At 60.4% G+C, this 15,727-nt stretch carries 14 protein-coding genes and 1 pseudogene; 12 read left to right on the top strand and 3 right to left on the bottom strand.

The features are described from left to right. The first annotated feature begins 7 nt into the window (after positions 1–7). The 9 genes from bglX to BM079_RS11705 all read left to right on the top strand — a co-directional run bounded on the left by bglX (position 8) and on the right by BM079_RS11705 (position 10,885). Positions 8–2,224 carry a beta-glucosidase BglX gene (bglX, locus tag BM079_RS11745; protein WP_090134323.1) on the top strand — a complete coding sequence of 739 codons (2,217 nt, stop codon included), beginning with the start codon at positions 8–10 and terminating at the stop codon, positions 2,222–2,224. A gap of 218 nt (positions 2,225–2,442) precedes the next feature. Further along, positions 2,443–3,966: an OmpA family protein gene (locus tag BM079_RS11740; protein WP_090134321.1), complete on the top strand. Its 1,524-nt coding sequence runs from the start codon at positions 2,443–2,445 to the stop codon at positions 3,964–3,966. Positions 3,967–3,984: 18 nt separating this feature from the next. Next, positions 3,985–5,562: a hypothetical protein gene (locus tag BM079_RS11735; protein ID WP_090134319.1), complete on the top strand. Its 1,578-nt coding sequence runs from the start codon at positions 3,985–3,987 to the stop codon at positions 5,560–5,562. Continuing rightward, entirely contained in the window at positions 5,559–6,395 is an 837-nt protein-coding gene (locus BM079_RS11730) for a hypothetical protein (protein ID WP_090134317.1), read from the top strand. The genes BM079_RS11735 and BM079_RS11730 overlap by 4 nt, the downstream gene beginning before the upstream one ends. Before the next feature lie 135 nt (positions 6,396–6,530). Further along, positions 6,531–7,406 carry a transporter substrate-binding domain-containing protein gene (locus BM079_RS11725; RefSeq protein WP_217639684.1) on the top strand — a complete coding sequence of 292 codons (876 nt, stop codon included), beginning with the start codon at positions 6,531–6,533 and terminating at the stop codon, positions 7,404–7,406. A gap of 396 nt (positions 7,407–7,802) precedes the next feature. Beyond that, a complete protein-coding gene (locus BM079_RS11720) occupies positions 7,803–8,330 on the top strand; it encodes a hypothetical protein (protein WP_090134315.1) in 528 nt (175 codons plus the stop codon). Positions 8,331–8,535: 205 nt separating this feature from the next. Further along, on the top strand, positions 8,536–9,348 hold the full coding sequence (locus BM079_RS11715) for an amino acid ABC transporter substrate-binding protein (RefSeq protein WP_090134314.1): 813 nt from the start codon (positions 8,536–8,538) through the stop codon (positions 9,346–9,348). Positions 9,349–9,458: 110 nt separating this feature from the next. Continuing rightward, on the top strand, positions 9,459–10,133 hold the full coding sequence (locus tag BM079_RS11710; protein WP_090134311.1) for an amino acid ABC transporter permease: 675 nt from the start codon (positions 9,459–9,461) through the stop codon (positions 10,131–10,133). Beyond that, positions 10,130–10,885 carry an amino acid ABC transporter ATP-binding protein gene (locus BM079_RS11705; RefSeq protein ID WP_090134309.1) on the top strand — a complete coding sequence of 252 codons (756 nt, stop codon included), beginning with the start codon at positions 10,130–10,132 and terminating at the stop codon, positions 10,883–10,885. Before BM079_RS11710 ends, BM079_RS11705 begins: the two co-directional genes overlap by 4 nt. Before the next feature lie 21 nt (positions 10,886–10,906). Here the strand turns inward: BM079_RS11705 and BM079_RS11700 are convergent, their stop codons facing one another. Next, positions 10,907–12,523: an FGGY-family carbohydrate kinase gene (locus tag BM079_RS11700; RefSeq protein WP_090134307.1), complete on the bottom strand. Its 1,617-nt coding sequence runs from the start codon at positions 12,521–12,523 to the stop codon at positions 10,907–10,909. Between the two features lie 156 nt (positions 12,524–12,679). On the opposite strand from BM079_RS11700, the gene BM079_RS11695 reads away from it, so the two are divergent. Together BM079_RS11695 and BM079_RS11690 are read left to right on the top strand one after the other, a co-directional pair. Further along, the gene (locus BM079_RS11695; RefSeq protein ID WP_090134304.1) at positions 12,680–13,627 is read left to right on the top strand and encodes an ABC transporter substrate-binding protein; all 948 of its coding nucleotides are present in this window, start codon (positions 12,680–12,682) and stop codon (positions 13,625–13,627) included. Between the two features lie 7 nt (positions 13,628–13,634). Then, a complete protein-coding gene (locus BM079_RS11690; protein WP_245743013.1) occupies positions 13,635–14,429 on the top strand; it encodes an SDR family oxidoreductase in 795 nt (264 codons plus the stop codon). A 71-nt stretch (positions 14,430–14,500) separates the two neighbouring features. Here BM079_RS11690 and BM079_RS11685 read toward each other — a convergent pair whose 3' ends face one another. Next, positions 14,501–14,743 carry a type II toxin-antitoxin system Phd/YefM family antitoxin gene (locus tag BM079_RS11685; RefSeq protein ID WP_090134299.1) on the bottom strand — a complete coding sequence of 81 codons (243 nt, stop codon included), beginning with the start codon at positions 14,741–14,743 and terminating at the stop codon, positions 14,501–14,503. An 89-nt stretch (positions 14,744–14,832) separates the two neighbouring features. Here BM079_RS11685 and BM079_RS17005 point away from each other — a divergent pair. Continuing rightward, positions 14,833–14,940 (top strand): annotated as a pseudogene (locus BM079_RS17005) (IS481 family transposase); the annotation flags it as partial. Positions 14,941–14,960: 20 nt separating this feature from the next. Here BM079_RS17005 and BM079_RS16625 read toward each other — a convergent pair. Further along, positions 14,961–15,311, bottom strand: coding sequence for a hypothetical protein (locus BM079_RS16625; RefSeq protein ID WP_139215302.1), 351 nt, complete (start codon positions 15,309–15,311; stop codon positions 14,961–14,963). Positions 15,312–15,727: the final 416 nt, after the last annotated feature.

Raw genomic sequence — 15,727 nt, 5'->3', positions numbered from 1 at the left:
GGCGGCAATGGCGGTAACGGGGTTGAATCAGACGGCAGGACGGCCCTTCGGGGTAGATCAAATGCGCAACCTGGCGCTGGGTGAGCAGGTCGAAGCGCTGCTGTGTCAGATGACGCTGGAAGAGAAGATCGGTCAGATGAATCAGGTGGCCGGCAGTCGCGATACCACGGGCGCGCCGGCCAATACCGATATCGAGGAAGACGTGCGTACCGGCCGGGTCGGCTCGGTATTCAACGCCTTCGGAGCCGAATTTACCCGCGAGCTGCAACGCGATGCTGTGGAGCACTCGCGGCTGGGTATTCCGCTGCTGTTTGGCTACGACATCATCCACGGCTTTCGTACCATCTTCCCGATTCCGCTGGGTCAGGCAGCCAGCTGGCACCTGGAGGGTATCGAGCGTGCCGCCCGCATCATGGCGAAGGAAGGCGCCGCCGCTGGCGTGCACTGGACCTTTGCCCCCATGGTCGATATCGCCCGTGACCCGCGCTGGGGCCGGGTAATGGAGGGTGCAGGTGAGGATACGCATCTGACCTCGCTGATCGCCCGTGCCCAGGTACGCGGCATTCAGGGCAACGAGCCGGGCGCAACGGACACGCTGGCCGCCTGCGTCAAGCACTACGCCGCCTATGGTGCGGTCGAAGCCGGGCGTGAGTACAACACCGTCGACATGTCCGAGTGGCGTCTGCGCTCGATCTATCTCCCTCCCTTTCTGGCCGCGCTCGAGGAGGGCTGCGCCAGTGTCATGACGGCGTTCAACACCCTTAACGCCCTTCCCGCCACCTGTCACCCGCTGCTGCTCGATCAGATCCTGCGTCGCGAGTGGGGCTTTGAAGGCATGGTAGTGACCGACTACACCGCCATCATGGAACTCGGGCAGCACGGCGTGGCCGCCGATGCCTCGGAGGCTTCGCGCAAATCGGTCAATGCCGGCGTCGACATGGACATGCAGTCCGGCTACTTCATCGAGACCCTGAAGACACTGGTCCAGAACGGTCAGGTCGAAGAGACGCGCATCGACGAGGCGGTGCGGCGCATCCTGTGGCTCAAGGCCGCGCTGGGCCTGTTCGAGGACCCGTATCGCTACACCAGTGATGAGCGCGAGGCGCAGTGTCTTTTGACCGGCGAAAACCGCCGCGCCGCCCGCGAACAGGCAGCACAATCGATGGTGCTGCTGAAAAATGAGGGCAACGTGCTACCGCTGTCCGATCAGCATCAAAAGATCGCCCTGATCGGGCCGCTGGGCAATACGCCACGCCTGCTCGGCTCCTGGCGCGGCAATGGTGATCACGACGACACCGTGACCCTGCGCGAAGGCCTTGCCAACCGGCTCGGCGAGGACGCGGTCATCCTCTGCGCTCAGGGTGTCTCCAATCAGATCGGCGAAGACGACACCTCGGGCATCGAGGAGGCGCTGGATCTGGTGCGTCAGGCTGACGCCGTGGTGCTGGCGCTGGGCGAGGACGAGGACTACGCCGACGAAGCCGCCAGCCGCGCCGATATCGGCCTGCCCGGGGCGCAGCTTGAACTGGCCCGCCGCGTGCTGGAAGCCGCCGGCGATACCCCCGTGGCCACGGTGCTCTTCAACGGCCGCCCGCTCACCCTGACCGAGCTTGACGACCTGGCGCCCGCCCTTCTGGAAGCCTGGTGGCCGGGCACCGAAGCCGGCAACGCCGTGGCGGACGTGCTGTTCGGAGACGTGCCCCCTTCGGGCAAGCTGCCGATGAGCTTTCCGGTCAGCGTCGGTCAGGTCCCGATCTACTACAACGCTTTCAACACTGGGCGCCCCAAAGGCGTCGATCCCAAGTACGCCTCGCAGTATCTGGATATCCCCAACGCGCCGCTCTACCCCTTTGGCTTCGGGCTTTCCTACACCACGTTTGAATACGGCGCGATCGAAACGGCGTGTTCGGAGATTGGCCCGGACGACACGCTCGAGGTCAGTCTTACCGTCACCAACACCGGCGAGCGTGACGGCATCGAGGTGGTTCAGCTCTACCTGCAGGACGTGCATGCCAGCGTCGTGCGCCCGCTGCGTGAACTCAAGGATTTCAGACGAATCCAGCTGGCCCCGGGCGCAGGCGAACGCGTGGTCTTCCACATCACGCCCGACATGCGCAGCTTTCTGAACGCCGAGCTCGAACGCGTGCAGGAGCCGGGGCTTTTCCGGGCGCAGATCGGCAGTTGCTCGGAAAGTGGTGAGGAGATCGAGTTTACGGTGACCTGACCACGGACGAAGGCTCGTGTCTCAAGCGCCGCGGCATCCATGGATGCCGCGGCGTTTTTTTGAGATGCCGGGTTGATTGAAACCCCGGAGCCCCATGCTCTGGCGTCATCTCGCGGCAGAAACCTGAGACCTGTCTTGCATGCCCCCCGGTCTGCCCTTAGAGTTGCCGGTTTATTCAGTAAAACTCAATTAAAATATCATCAAGGGAACGCCGGGCCATGAGCAAGCGTCTCATATCGCTTAGCCTGATGCCTGCATTGCTGCTGTCAGGTTGCGCCTCAATGCAGGACACCATGAGCACCATGTCGGATTATGCCGGCCGCACCATCGGCGCCACCGTTGGGGCAGGCGTTGGCTATCTGGCCTGCCAGGATAAAAACGATGTTCAAAAGGCAGCCTGCATGGCGGCCGGTGCCGGTGCCGGCTGGGCCATCGGCTCGTGGGTCGATCAGCGTCGCAAGGCGCTTGAAGAGGTCGCACAAGCCAATGATCTGGCGGTGGTCTATCAACAGATCGACACCCAAAAGACATCGTCGCAGCAGGCCGAGCGAGGCCTGAGCGCGACCATCAATGATCAGGCCATGTTTGCCTCCGGCTCGGCCAGCCTGACACCGGAGGCAAACAACAAGCTGCGTCAGGTCGCCGGGGCCTATACCGGGACTCAGCAAAAGGTTCTGATTATCGGGCACACCGATGCCACGGGCTCGGGCACACTCAATCAGCGACTTTCAGAGCAGCGGGCAAAAACCGTGGCGCGCCTGTTTCAGCAGACCGGGCTTGATGCCGGACAGATCTACTACCAGGGCGCCGGGCTTTCGAGGCCCGTGGCCAGCAACGAGACGCCCGAGGGCAGAGCGCTCAACCGGCGTGTCCAGATCGTTGAAATCCCGTCAGAGCAGGCGCTGGCCCAATACTCCAACAGCAGTCAGCGCAGCCTGGATAACCTGTCCTACTCCACGCTGTCACAGGACAACGTCGAGAAGCGCACCCGTAACATCGGCGCGGCTTCCTCGACGCCTGCCGCGTCTTCGCCTGATCCCCACCGCAGCCCGAGCAAGCGTTCAGGCGCATCCGGGGAACGCCGCACCGCACCCCCCGAAACGTCGTCCGAACCTGCAGCACCTTCAGTGTCGGCGTCGACCTACAAGGGCCTGGCACTGGGTGGGCAGCGCATCGACCAGGCTGACCTGGAACTCTATAACCGCTTTCAGCTCAAGGATAATCGCAGCCTTTTGAAACGGCTCTCGCCGGTGGCCAGTGCCCGGGCCAGCGATCAGGCAGAGCGTTTGCAGCATGCGTGCTACATGGACGAGTTCCGCCCCAGCGGCGATATCCATTCGCTGGGCAGCGGCAAGGCCATTTCACATTCGGCGTCGGATTATCTGCAGGGCCTGAACGGCAGCGTGCTGGTCACAAAAATGCAGGACAGCCTGGTGGGCGTGGGTCCGGTGGCAGTGTTGAAGGACTACTCGCCCGCCTCCGAGCCGCAGGTATATGTCTATTACGATGCGGCCAACCAAAAGCGTGCCGATCTCAGGATGAAAACGCACGTCAACGTGTATGAAGGCGCGGATACGCTGCTGTATCGCGCCTTCATGGTGGATGAAAAGGCACCGGTTCAATGCATGGATATCGTTTTTGACAAGACTGGCGGTGAGCGGGCTCAGGACGGTCGTCTCTTCTATCAGGGTGAATCCGGCCTGATGGCCGCTACCTACCAGCCGGCTCGACCGCAGCGCTAATATTTCAGGGGAACACCAATGAATGATCTTCTTCATCTGATCAACAGCTATCGCATCCTGTTGGGTGCGATCGTTTTGCTGCTGCTGACCGCCCTGCTCATCCATCGCTTCTGGGATCGGATCAGCCTGATGGTACTGAGAATTCACTGCGCCCTGCCCGGCATCGGTAAGGTGGCAAGGCTTTCCAAAAACAGCCAGTCCCATGACAGCCAGACCGGCTGGTTCACCAGCGAAAACGAGCTGTGCGCCCATTTCAGGCAACATCTTGAAGAGCGTGACCGGGCCAGCCCGGCCTTTTTCGTCAAATGTCAGAGCTATCTGGACAAGGCGCAGGAAACGGGCCGTCGGGAGCTGCCCCTGCTGGGCTGGGTGCTGATCGCCGCCATGGTCTTCGTGGAAGCCATGGGATTTTCCTACGTGCTGGCAGGCTGGACCATTCCCGGCGCCAGTGAGGCCCTGCAGCAAAAGGGCGCGCTGGGCATCGCCTTTCTGATCTCGGCGCTTTTGGTGTATCTGACCCACAAGACCGGACAGGAGATGCATCAAAACCATCTGGTGCGCAAGGTACGCACCTGGTTCAACGGTCAGGACGGTAACCTGATGCCGGACGGCGGTGTCACCCTGGAACAAAATGAGATCGATGACGGCGCGCCCACCTGGCGTCAGCTGCTCAATCGGCTCAGGACCAATGCCAACGTCAAGCCGAGCTGGGCCATTACAGGTATCACGGCGGCGTTCATTATCGCGATCGCCATCGGCGCCACCTATGTCCGAGGACAGGCGCTGGATGAAATGCTCTCCAGCCAGCAGATGTCCCAGGGCAGCGGCATGGCCGGCGCCCAGTATCAGGACCCCTACTCCGATGCTGCCCTGCCCGATGAGCTCGCCAGCATTCAGCGTGACGCTGACAGCGGTGCCGAACAAAGCGTTATTGACCATCAGCGCAAGGGCGGCTGGGGCACCTTCATCGTGCTGGCCTTCATCTTTGTCTTCCTTCAGATCATGGGCACCATGATCGGCTACTTCACCGGCTTTGCAGGCAAGGAATCCTCAAAGGCGCGCAGCTACATCGGCAAGTTCCGCAACAAGGACGAGTACGTCAATTATCACGTTCGGCGGCGCAACCGGGTTATTCATATTGCTCAAAAACACCTCTCGACCCTGCAACAGCGCATGCTCGGTCGCGCGCTGCAGAACAATACCGACAGCCACAGCATCGAGCTTTTAAAACACGCCGGTGATCGCAGTTTTCAGAGATATGCAGAAACCTCCGAGCGCGAGCAGCGCGAATCCGACTCCCGTGACCTGGCGCACCAGCATCAAACACGTGCCGGCGATATGACCGCGAATGCCGCCACGCCGACGCCCGAAACCACGCCCGGGACGTCATCCAGCCAGCCGACAGCAACACCTGCCATGACGGGTGACAAGGGATCAGACGAGAGGTCACCGACCGATCGTCGCGAAGCCATACGTCAGCGCCTCGAGGAAGAGCGCCGCCAGAAGGCACTCAAGGCTCAGGAAGAGGATGATGCCGCCTATGAAGCGCGCCTTCGTCGGGAAATGGGTCTGGACAGTGGAGGCTCGTCGTCATGAAACACTTTCTGATCGCGCTGGCAGGCCTCTGGCTTGGCAGCACCGGCCTTCTGGCCCATGCCGATACGCGCGATGACTTTCCCAGCTGTTACCAGACGCTGGGCAAGGATGCACCGCAGCAGGGCGCACCGGAGCGCGAACTGTTTGTGTTGATCGATGAAACCGTCGATGCCGATGAGCGCATTCAACAATCCGTCATTGAAAAGACCCTGCGTTTTATTCGCCCGGGCGATGCGCTGGAGGTTGTCCGGTTTGCCGCCTTCACCGGCGATCACTACTCGCGTTTGATGCTCAAGGGCCGCATCGATGAACGACTGTCAGAAGACCAGCGTTATTCGATCTCAAAGCGGGCATTGAACAGCTTTGACAGCTGTTTCCAGCGGCAGGCCACTTACGTCAAGCGTCAACTGGGTAAAGCCATCAACGACAGTTTTGGTGATCACCCCGACATTCCCAAAACGGAGCTGGCGGGCAACCTGGCCGCCATCAGCACGCTGGTGCGCAACAGCGAAGCAGAGCAAAAGGTGGTGCTGCTGTTTTCCGACATGCTGGAAAATTCGGATCTCACCAGCTTTTATCAGCGCGGCAATGTCCGAACGATCGACCCGGATCAGGAGCTTGCAAGGCTCGACAGGGCCGGGCTTGAAAGCGAGTGGGATGGCGCTCGGGTCTATATCATCGGCGCCGGGCTGATTGCTCAGGGTAACAAGGCGGCCTATCGCAGCGAGCGCACCATGGATCGTCTCAAAACGTTCTGGGCCGGCTATTTCGAGCGGGGCAACGCACACCTTGAAGGCTGGGGAAGCCCCATGCTGCTCGAGGACCTGCACTAGACAGGCAAAGACTCATGACAGGCGGCGCGGGATACACAGATTTTGACCGGCCATCACTATGGAGGTAATCTCGCGCCTTTAAAATTCCCGCTATCCGCCCGCCACCTGTCGGGCCCGGCATCAATGGAACATCTCATGGTTCGACTGCTGCGCACGCATGCCCGCACCCTGCCGGGTCGCCGCTTCTCTTCCGCTCTGGTGGCGGTCCTGCTCTGGATCACTTCCCTGACCCTGATGCTGGCCATCTGTCTCTCGCCGCATGCCGAGGCGGCCGATACCCCCGAGCCGTCAGCGCTGGATCAGATCATCGAGCGCGGCACGCTCAGGGTCGGCACCACCGGCGACTACAAGCCTTTCAGCTATCGAACCGGTGATGACCGCTTCATCGGCCTTGATCCGGACATGGCTGCTGATCTGGCCGAGACCCTGGGCGTAAAACTCGAACTGGTGCCCACCAGCTGGCCGAGTCTGATGCAGGACTTTCAGAACCACCGCTTCGATATCGCCATGAGCGGCATTTCAGTCAATCTGGACCGTCAGAAAAACGCCTGGTTCTCCACGCCCTACCAGCGCGACGGCAAAACACCCATCGCCCGCTGTGATGATCAATCGCGTTATCAGACGCTGGAGCAGATCGATCAGCCCGGCGTTCGCGTCATCGTCAATCCCGGCGGTACCAACGAGCGCTTTGCCCGCGAGCATCTGCACCAGGCCACGATTGTCGACTACGACGACAACGTCACCATTTTCGACCAGATCGTGCAGGGCAAGGCGGATCTGATGATGACCGACGCCATCGAGACGCGCCTGCAGGCCAATCTGCATCCCGAGCTGTGCGCCATCCATCCTGATCAACCTTTCAACTTCTCCGAGAAGGCGGTCCTGCTGCCAAAGGACATGGACCTCAAGCTCTTTGTCGATCAGTGGCTGCGCCAGCTCCGGGAAAGCGGCACCTTTGACGAGCAGCTCAAGCACTGGCTCGATCACGACTGGCCGCGGGATACAAAATAACGAAGGGAAGAGCCCTTCTCGTGCCTCAGGACGCTCCCTCTTTCCAATCCCTGAAAAAGGCGCGTCATCCCTTCGATGTTCATGCCATCAGGGCCCTGCAATTGAAAAAGGGCTCTGAATCCCCATCTCTACAGTCTGCATCGCCCTTGAGCGGTAGACGGCCATACAGATTGATAACCTGTGTTAAGGAATAGCAAGCACCATTGGCGGTAGCCTCTCGCCTCAAAGCGTGCTATCAATGCCCGAACGTCTCCCTGCGCCATATCGCTCGGCACCGCAAAGGGATCTTCTCTTTTCCTTTCAACAGACGTTGAAGCACTCAATTCCGGCAGCGTCCCCCTCACTTCTTTATCAGACACTCGAACCGCTGGAGCGGTGCACAGAAGGCAGAGGAACATGAAAGACCTGAATCGTGTATTCAAACACTATGAGCAGCAGGTCAGCGGCAGGAATCCCCTGCGCCCGCATCCCGCTCAGGAAGCGGTTGAGGATGCTGACCCCGAAGAGCCGGCAAGCTTCGACGAGATTGCCCAGCGCGTCCTGATTCCCGCGATGGAGTGGGCGCGCGATATCGCCGGCAGCAATCATTACGCCAGCGAGATTCACGTGCACTGCGAAGATGAATCCAGAACCCGCGATATCGAGGCGGTGGAGTTTCACCTTTTGCCGGTGCAGCACGTGCGGATGAAAAAGGGCTTCACCAACTTCAATCATCTGCGCATCAGCCATGATGCCGACCATGACGGGCTGCGCATCGATCGAAGCTTCATGAAGCATCATCGCCATGAAGAGCAGGGGGAATCCTGGATTTCCTGCGGCGATCTCACCCAGGACAGGGTGCAGGACATCATTGCCGATTTCATCGAGATGGTGCTTGCCAATCAGATCGACAACGAGTCCGATCCCAGCCTGGCCTCCTTCTAAGGTCTCCTTCCCTGCCTGCTGTCATCTTCCGTTTCCGAGGCGTTTTTCACTCCAGGGCCAGACACCCGGAAACAGGATCTCTCTACCGTTCGGCCATAGTTAAAAACCGCTTCGCATATAAAAACTTTTTCTTATTCCTTCAAGGCAGGTTGCGTTACGCTGGACGCATTCAGCGTCTCTGGGCGCCCTCTTTCAGGAGATCTCCATGGCAGTTTTCAAAACACTGGCACGCACTCTTGCGATCACGTCGCTGGGACTGGCCACTTTCATGGGCACGGTCACGGCGGCTCAGGCCGAGACGCTGCGCGTGGGCATGTCCGGCGGCTACTACCCCTTCACGTTTGTCGATCACGACAAACTCCAGGGATTTGAAGTCGATGTCATGAACGCCATCGGCCAGCAGACCGGTGATGACATCCAATTCGTGACCGCCAGCTTCTCGGGCCTGGCCGGCATGCTGGATTCCGGCCGCATCGATACCATCGCCAACCAGATCACCATTACCCCGGAGCGCCAGGCCAAATACGCCTTCTCCGAGCCCTACGTTTATGACGGTGCCCAGGTGGTGGTTCGCAAGGGCAACAACGACATCCACGGCGTGGAAGATCTCAAGGGCAAGACAGTCATCATGAACCTGGGCTCGAACTACGAAACCCTGCTCAAGGCGCTGCCCTACGCCGATGAGATCAACCTCAAGACCTATGAGTCCAACATCGAGCAGGATGTGGCCCTGGGGCGCGCCGATGCCTTCGTGATGGACCGTACCAGCGCCTCTCAGGTCATCAAGGACAAGCCGCTGCCGCTGCAGCTGGCCGGTCAGCCCTTCTCGAAGATCGAAAACGCCCTGCCGTTTCGTGACAACGCGCAGGGCCGTGCCCAGCGCGATCGCGTGAACAAGGCACTGGAAACCCTGCGCGACAGCGGCGAACTCAAGGCGATTTCCGAGAAGTGGTTCGACAACGACATCACCGAAGCGCCGCAGTCCGAAGGATCGGAAAAGACCGGCAGCGACGCCTGATCGGCGCTATGCTCTGCCCGATGGCCCCGGCATGTCCGGGGCGTTTTGTTTCCACTCTCTAGCGCCTCGCAGGCATTTGATGCGGGTCGCTCGTTTTAAAGCGCATTGCCATGCACGCACTCAATCTTGATTACATGGCCGGGCTGGTGCCTGTGCTGCTGGACTATCTCCCGCTGACGCTGGGCATGGCCGCTGCGGGCATGGTCTGTGCCCTGATGCTTTCCTGTCTGCTGGCCGTCATTCGCGTCTCGCGTCTGCCCGGGCTCGATCAGGCCGCACAGCTTTTCATCTCGTTTTTTCGCGGCACTCCGCTGCTGGTGCAGCTCTTTTTGTTCTATTACGGACTGCCGCAGTTTCTCTCCTTTCTGGTCTCCATCAATGGCGTGACCGCCACCATCATGGGGCTGACGCTGCACTTTTCGGCTTACATGGCCGAATCGATCCGTGCTGCCATTACCGGTATCGATCGCAGCCAGACCGAAGCCGCCCAGTCGATCGGCATGACCCACGCCCAGACCATGCGCCGCATCATTCTCCCCCAGGCCACGCGCGTGGCCACGCCCACGCTGATGAACTACTTCATCGACATGATCAAGTCGACCTCACTGGCCTTTACCCTGGGCGTGACCGAGCTGATGGGCGCGACCCAGAAGGAAGCCGCCAGCAGCTTTCTCTATTTCGAGGCCTTTCTGGTCGTGGCGCTGATCTACTGGGTCATCGTCGAGGCGCTCTCCTGGTGTCAGCGGCGGCTGGAAAAACGTCTCAACCGGGCCTACCAGCGATGATTGCACTCAAGAACATCACCAAGCGCTTTGGCGCGCATACCGTGCTCGATGGCATCGACCTGTCGCTTGAGCGCGGCGAGATCATCGTGGTCATCGGCCCGTCCGGCACCGGCAAGTCAACGCTTCTGCGCTGCATCAACTTTCTCGAGCGCCCCGATGCCGGACAGCTCACCGTGGGAGACCTGACGGTCGATGTGCCGGCAGCGCGCAGTGAGGACATTCTGGGCCTGCGTCGGCGCACGGCGTTCGTGTTTCAGAACTATGCGCTCTTTGCCCACAAGACGGCGCTGGAGAACATCGCCGAGCGCATGATCGTGGTCGAGGGGCTGTCAAAGGCTGAAGCCCACGCACGCGCGCGCAAGATTCTCGAGCGCATCGGTCTGGCCGACAAGGCGGATGCCTACCCGGCGGCGCTCTCCGGCGGGCAGCAGCAGCGCATCGGCATCGGCCGCGCCATGGCGGCCAACGCTGAAGTCATCCTGTTTGACGAGCCGACCTCGGCGCTTGACCCGGAGTGGGTCGAGGAAGTGCTGGCCCTGATGAAACAGCTCGCCGCCGAGCAGCAGACCATGATCGTGGTCACCCACGAGATGCAGTTTGCCCGCGAAGTGGCCGATCGAGTGGTGTTCATGGACGGCGGACGCATCGTCGAACAGGCCCCGCCTTCGGAGCTGTTCACCAATCCGCGCGATGAACGCACCCGCAGCTTTCTGCGCAAGGTGCTGGCCGACAACGCGCCGTCAGTCACCTGACGGCGTCGGACTCATCCCGCGTCAGTTGCCGCGCGCCTTCATGAGGTCGCGATAGCGCAGCTGATCAGCGTGCATTTGCCGGTAGACCCGGTATTTGGCGTCAAAAAAGGCACGGCGTGTGGTATCCGGTGCCACTCTCTGCGCGGTCGCACTCATGGCCGCCGCCGCGTCTCGAAGCCCTGCGTAATCGCCGCAGGCGGTCGCCGCCAGCATGGCACTGCCCAGCAGCACCGTTTCGCGCTCCTCGGGCAGCTCGATCACAAGGCCGGTCGCGTCGCTTAACTCCTTCAGCCAGCGCGCATTCTTGAGCGCCCCACCGCACAGGCGCAATCGTTTGATGTCATGGCCGTGTGCGTTGAGGGTCTCGACAATATGGCGCGTGCCCAGACTGACCGCCTGCAGCGTGGCCAGATAGCGCACCGCCAGTGCATCGAGGTCACGGTCCAGCGTCAGCCCGCTGATCATGCCCGTCAGCGACGCATCCACCAGCGGCGAACGATTGCCGTGGTGATGGTCCAGCAGATGCAGATGCCGGGTCAGCTCGTCGCGGCGCTCCTCCTCCAGCGCCGCCAGCCGGCGATTGAGCCACTCGAAATGGCTGACCTCGTCTGCCTCGGCCGCACGGCTGAGCGCCTCGAACGCTCCGCTGTCGTGAATCACATGATCGATCAGCGCCCCGACCGCACTCTGTCCGCCTTCGTTGATCCAGCCATCCGGCAGGACCGCGCCCCAGTAGGGCCCCCAGACGCCGGGTACGAAACAGGCCTCGCGGGAGAACGCGATATGACAGGCCGACGTCCCGGCAATCACGGCCAGACTGCCCTCCGGGTCCTCCCCCAGCATGCCCAGCGCCCCGGCGTGCGCATCGATCAGCCCGGTGGCCACCACCGTCTGCGGTGACAGCCCCATCGCTTCGGCCGCCTCACTGGAGAGCGTGCCGGCCCGGGAACCGGGGGCACGAATCTCGCCCTGCATGGCCGGACGCGACATCAGCTCATCGAGACCGAGCCGTTCGAGCAGATCCTCCGGCCAGCGCCCTTCATGGGCCAGATAGAGCCATTTGCACACCTGCGTACAGACGCTGCGCTCCGGCTCATGCCGGCCGTCCAGATCTCCAATGGCCCGCGCCACCATGAAATCGGCCAGATCGAGAAAGAGCGCCGCCCGCTCGAACTGATCCGTCCGGTGGCGGTGGAGCCACAACAGCTTGGGCAGTTCAAGCTCCGGGCTGACCTGTCCGCCGATATACTCCAGCGCCGGATGTCCGGTGGCGGCGATCTCGCTGGCCTCTTCGATGGCCCGATGATCCATCCACATCACGATGTTGTGGGCGTCATCATTGTCGGGAGAGACCGACACCGGCGCGCCCTGATCATTCAGCGCCACCAGCGAGCAGGTGGCATCAAAACCGACCGCCCGGACCGCCTCACCGTCGATGCCCGCCTCGCTCACCGCCGCGCGCACCGCCGTCACGCACTGCGACCAGATGTTGTCACTCGACTGCTCGACAAACCCGGCACGCGGTCGATACTGCTCGATCTCGCAGGCGGCCTGCGCCAGACAGTGACCGTGCTGATCAAACACGCCGGCCCTGACACTGGCCGATCCCACATCGATTCCCAGGTAATAGGCGCTCATGGAGGCTCCTGATGATGGCGTGGCGCGATCCTGCCGCCGTGCAGGATCCATCCTGATTCAATCATCCAAAGATGAATGGTCAGTGTGTGCAAAACGCCGCTAAATGATCAATGACGACATCAGCACCGCTGCCCTCACACATCGTCGGGGAACGCCATGCCCATCACGCTCAAACATATACGGTGGCTGCTGTGCGCGGTACTGGTCAGCCTGCTGCTCGCCCTGCCCACGGCCCGGGCCGCCAACCCTCATGACAAGAATGATGACGAGCTTGTCATCGGCATGTCCTTTCAGACGCTCGATAACGTCTACTTCGTGACCCTGCAGCGGGCGCTACAGGAGGCAATCGACGACATGGGGGCACGGTTCATCTTTACCGACGCCCGCCGTGACACCGCCAGACAGCACCGCGATGTCGAGGACATGCTGGCGCGCGACATTGATATCCTGCTGATCGACCCGGCCAATCCGGCCGCCATTGAGGAGACCATCGTCTCGACGCACGAGGCGGGTGTCACGGTCGTCGCCGTGGATACACCGGCCAGAGGGCCGATTGACGGTTTCGTGGGCTCGAACAACGTCGGCGCCGGTTATCAGGCCTGTCGCTATCTGGGCGAACAGCTTGATGGCCGCGGGCAGGTGGCCATTCTTGAGGGAGCGGCGGTGGCCCCGATGCGTCAGCGCGTCGAAGGGTGTCAGAAGGCTCTGGCCGAGTTCCAGGGCATCGAGCTGGTCGACCGGCAGAACGGTAATCAGGCGCGCAACAAGGCTCTGAGCGTGACAGAACAAATGCTTGAGACTCACCCGGAGCTGGCCGGCATTTTCAGCGTCGACGATACGGGCGTGCTGGGGGCGCTGGTCGCTATCCAGACCGCCGGCCGGAATGTAAAACTGGCCGGCGTGGATGGCAGTCCGGAAGCGGTCAGAATGCTGACCCGCCCCAACTCGCCCCTGATCGCCATGATGGCGCAGCACCCGGCCGACATCGCCGCCCGGGCGCTGGCACTGGCCGTGAAGCAGTACCGCGGCGAAAAGGCGCCCGAGACCGTCCCGGTCGATACCACCCTGGTCACCGCCGACAATGCCCGAAACTTCCTCTGGTAGCCCGGACATGCCACGCTTTCCCCGAACGCCTGCCAACGATGAGGACGCCATGAGCCCTACCCGTACTGTCACGCCGTATGCAGGCCTCAATGGCCGGCGTTATCTGGTCACCGGTGCGACCAGCGGCATCGGTCAGGCCGTCGCACTGGCCCTGCGCGAACAGCACGCCGAGGTCGTGGCGCTGGGGCGCAATCCCGAGGCGCTCACCGCCCTCGAGGCCGCCGGCTGCACCACCTGCGCGCTGGAATTGACCGACACCGAGGCACTCGAGCAGGCCATTTTTGATCACGGCCCGTTTGACGGGCTGGTCAACAGCGCCGGCATCACTCACGTCGAACCGGCGCTGACCCTGCCAGCCGACGCCATCGACCAGGTCTTTCACACCAATGCCCGCGCCGCCGCCATGGCCGCGCGCGGCGTGGCTCGCGGCATGATCGAAGCCAACAAGGGCGGCAGCATCGTCAACGTCTCGAGTCAGGCGTCCCTGGTGGGGCTCGATGATCACTTGGCCTACAGCGCTTCCAAGGCGGCGATGGACGCCATCACCCGGTCGCTGTGTCTGGAATGGGGCGCGCACAATATTCGCGTCAACAGCGTCAACCCGACCGTCACGCTCACCCCCATGGCGCAGAAAGTGTGGTCGGCGCCAGAAAAGCGTGACCCGATGCTCGCCGCCATCCCGCTCAACCGCTTTGCAGAGCTTGCAGACGTGGTCGAACCGATCCTCTTTCTGCTCAGCGATGGCGCGGGGATGATCAGCGGCGTGTGCCTGCCGATCGATGGGGGATATACGGCGAGGTAGGGGTTGGGCTGCTGACCAATGCAGGCATCATTCGTAATGCTGAGCCTACCTGGTGTACATCAGTATCCATATCACCAGTCCAGCTCCCCCTCGCACTCATCGATGGAGGTATCCATTCCCTCACAAATGGATTCACGCATGCCGGACACGGACAGCAGATAGAGCGTCTCCTGAATGGCCGACCAGTCTTCTTCCGACACCAATACCGCTTTATTACGCTTGCCCATGATGACGATGGGCTGGTGAGACTCGGCGGTTTCGTCGATCAACTGGTAAAGGTTGCTGCGTGCCTCAGTGGCCGTAATGCCAATCATGATTCCCCCAATGCGCTCAATTTTGATGGAGTGTGCGCCTTACGGTACGTACGTCAAGACGGACGCTTTACAACGTTCGCGCCGCCACTATCTGCTATGAAAATGTAATCGAGCACCACCTGATCCGATCCTTCCATCAGCGGACCAATGGTCAGGTCGAGCGAATGAATCGAAACCCGAAGGGCAAAACACCTAAACATTCAATCGCAACATCTCTTTAATTTACGAGAGGCACATATTGAAACATCAAAAAAGCACAGACTGGCCAGCCAATAAACGCGCTCAAGCTCAGCACTAATGGCCCAAAAATACGCTCCACAAAGAAACTAAGCATTGATGCCAAAAAGCCCAAACCAAAAATTAACACAGGAGCCCACCAGACAACTGACCAGCCATAATATATAAGGTAACCAAGACCGGTTAGCATACCTGTAAACGCTGAAATATTAAGCGCCACGAGAAAGGCTTGGCTTGAACCACCAAAATTTTTTATATGTAATCTCTGATAAAAAACAAAAATGTTGAATGCACAATAAAATGCAGCTGAAACCCATGAAATCTCTTGCACTTCTTCCCTTATACTCAATCCTAACGGATACTATTAAGCATCCTCGTTTACCTATCCGAGCAAGCAGATTTTTAACTCCACTGCTTGACATCTTTCAAAACCAACTTGTTAGCTTAAAAAATATATCGTCGCCACCAACCTTGGATCGCGTCCACATGATATCTATAACACAAAGTTTAACAATACAATTAAATTGTTAAATAAAGGGCGCGAATCCACGCAAGGCTAATAAACCCGATCATAATACTTAAAAAAGCGCCCACTCAAAAGCGGGCGCCATGCAAAAAATGTCGTTCTAATCAGCATTTGCCATGTGCTAGGTGTATGGTCCCGGAGTGTAGTGGTTTATGGTATGACTCACTAACGGAGGAGGATCCATGGCTCAGATACTTCACCAACGCGCCACGACCACGCAC

It is taken from the genome of Kushneria avicenniae (assembly GCF_900112585.1).
Classification (GTDB): Bacteria; Pseudomonadota; Gammaproteobacteria; order Pseudomonadales; family Halomonadaceae; genus Kushneria; species Kushneria avicenniae.
This window is presented reverse-complemented; position numbering and strand designations above follow the sequence as displayed.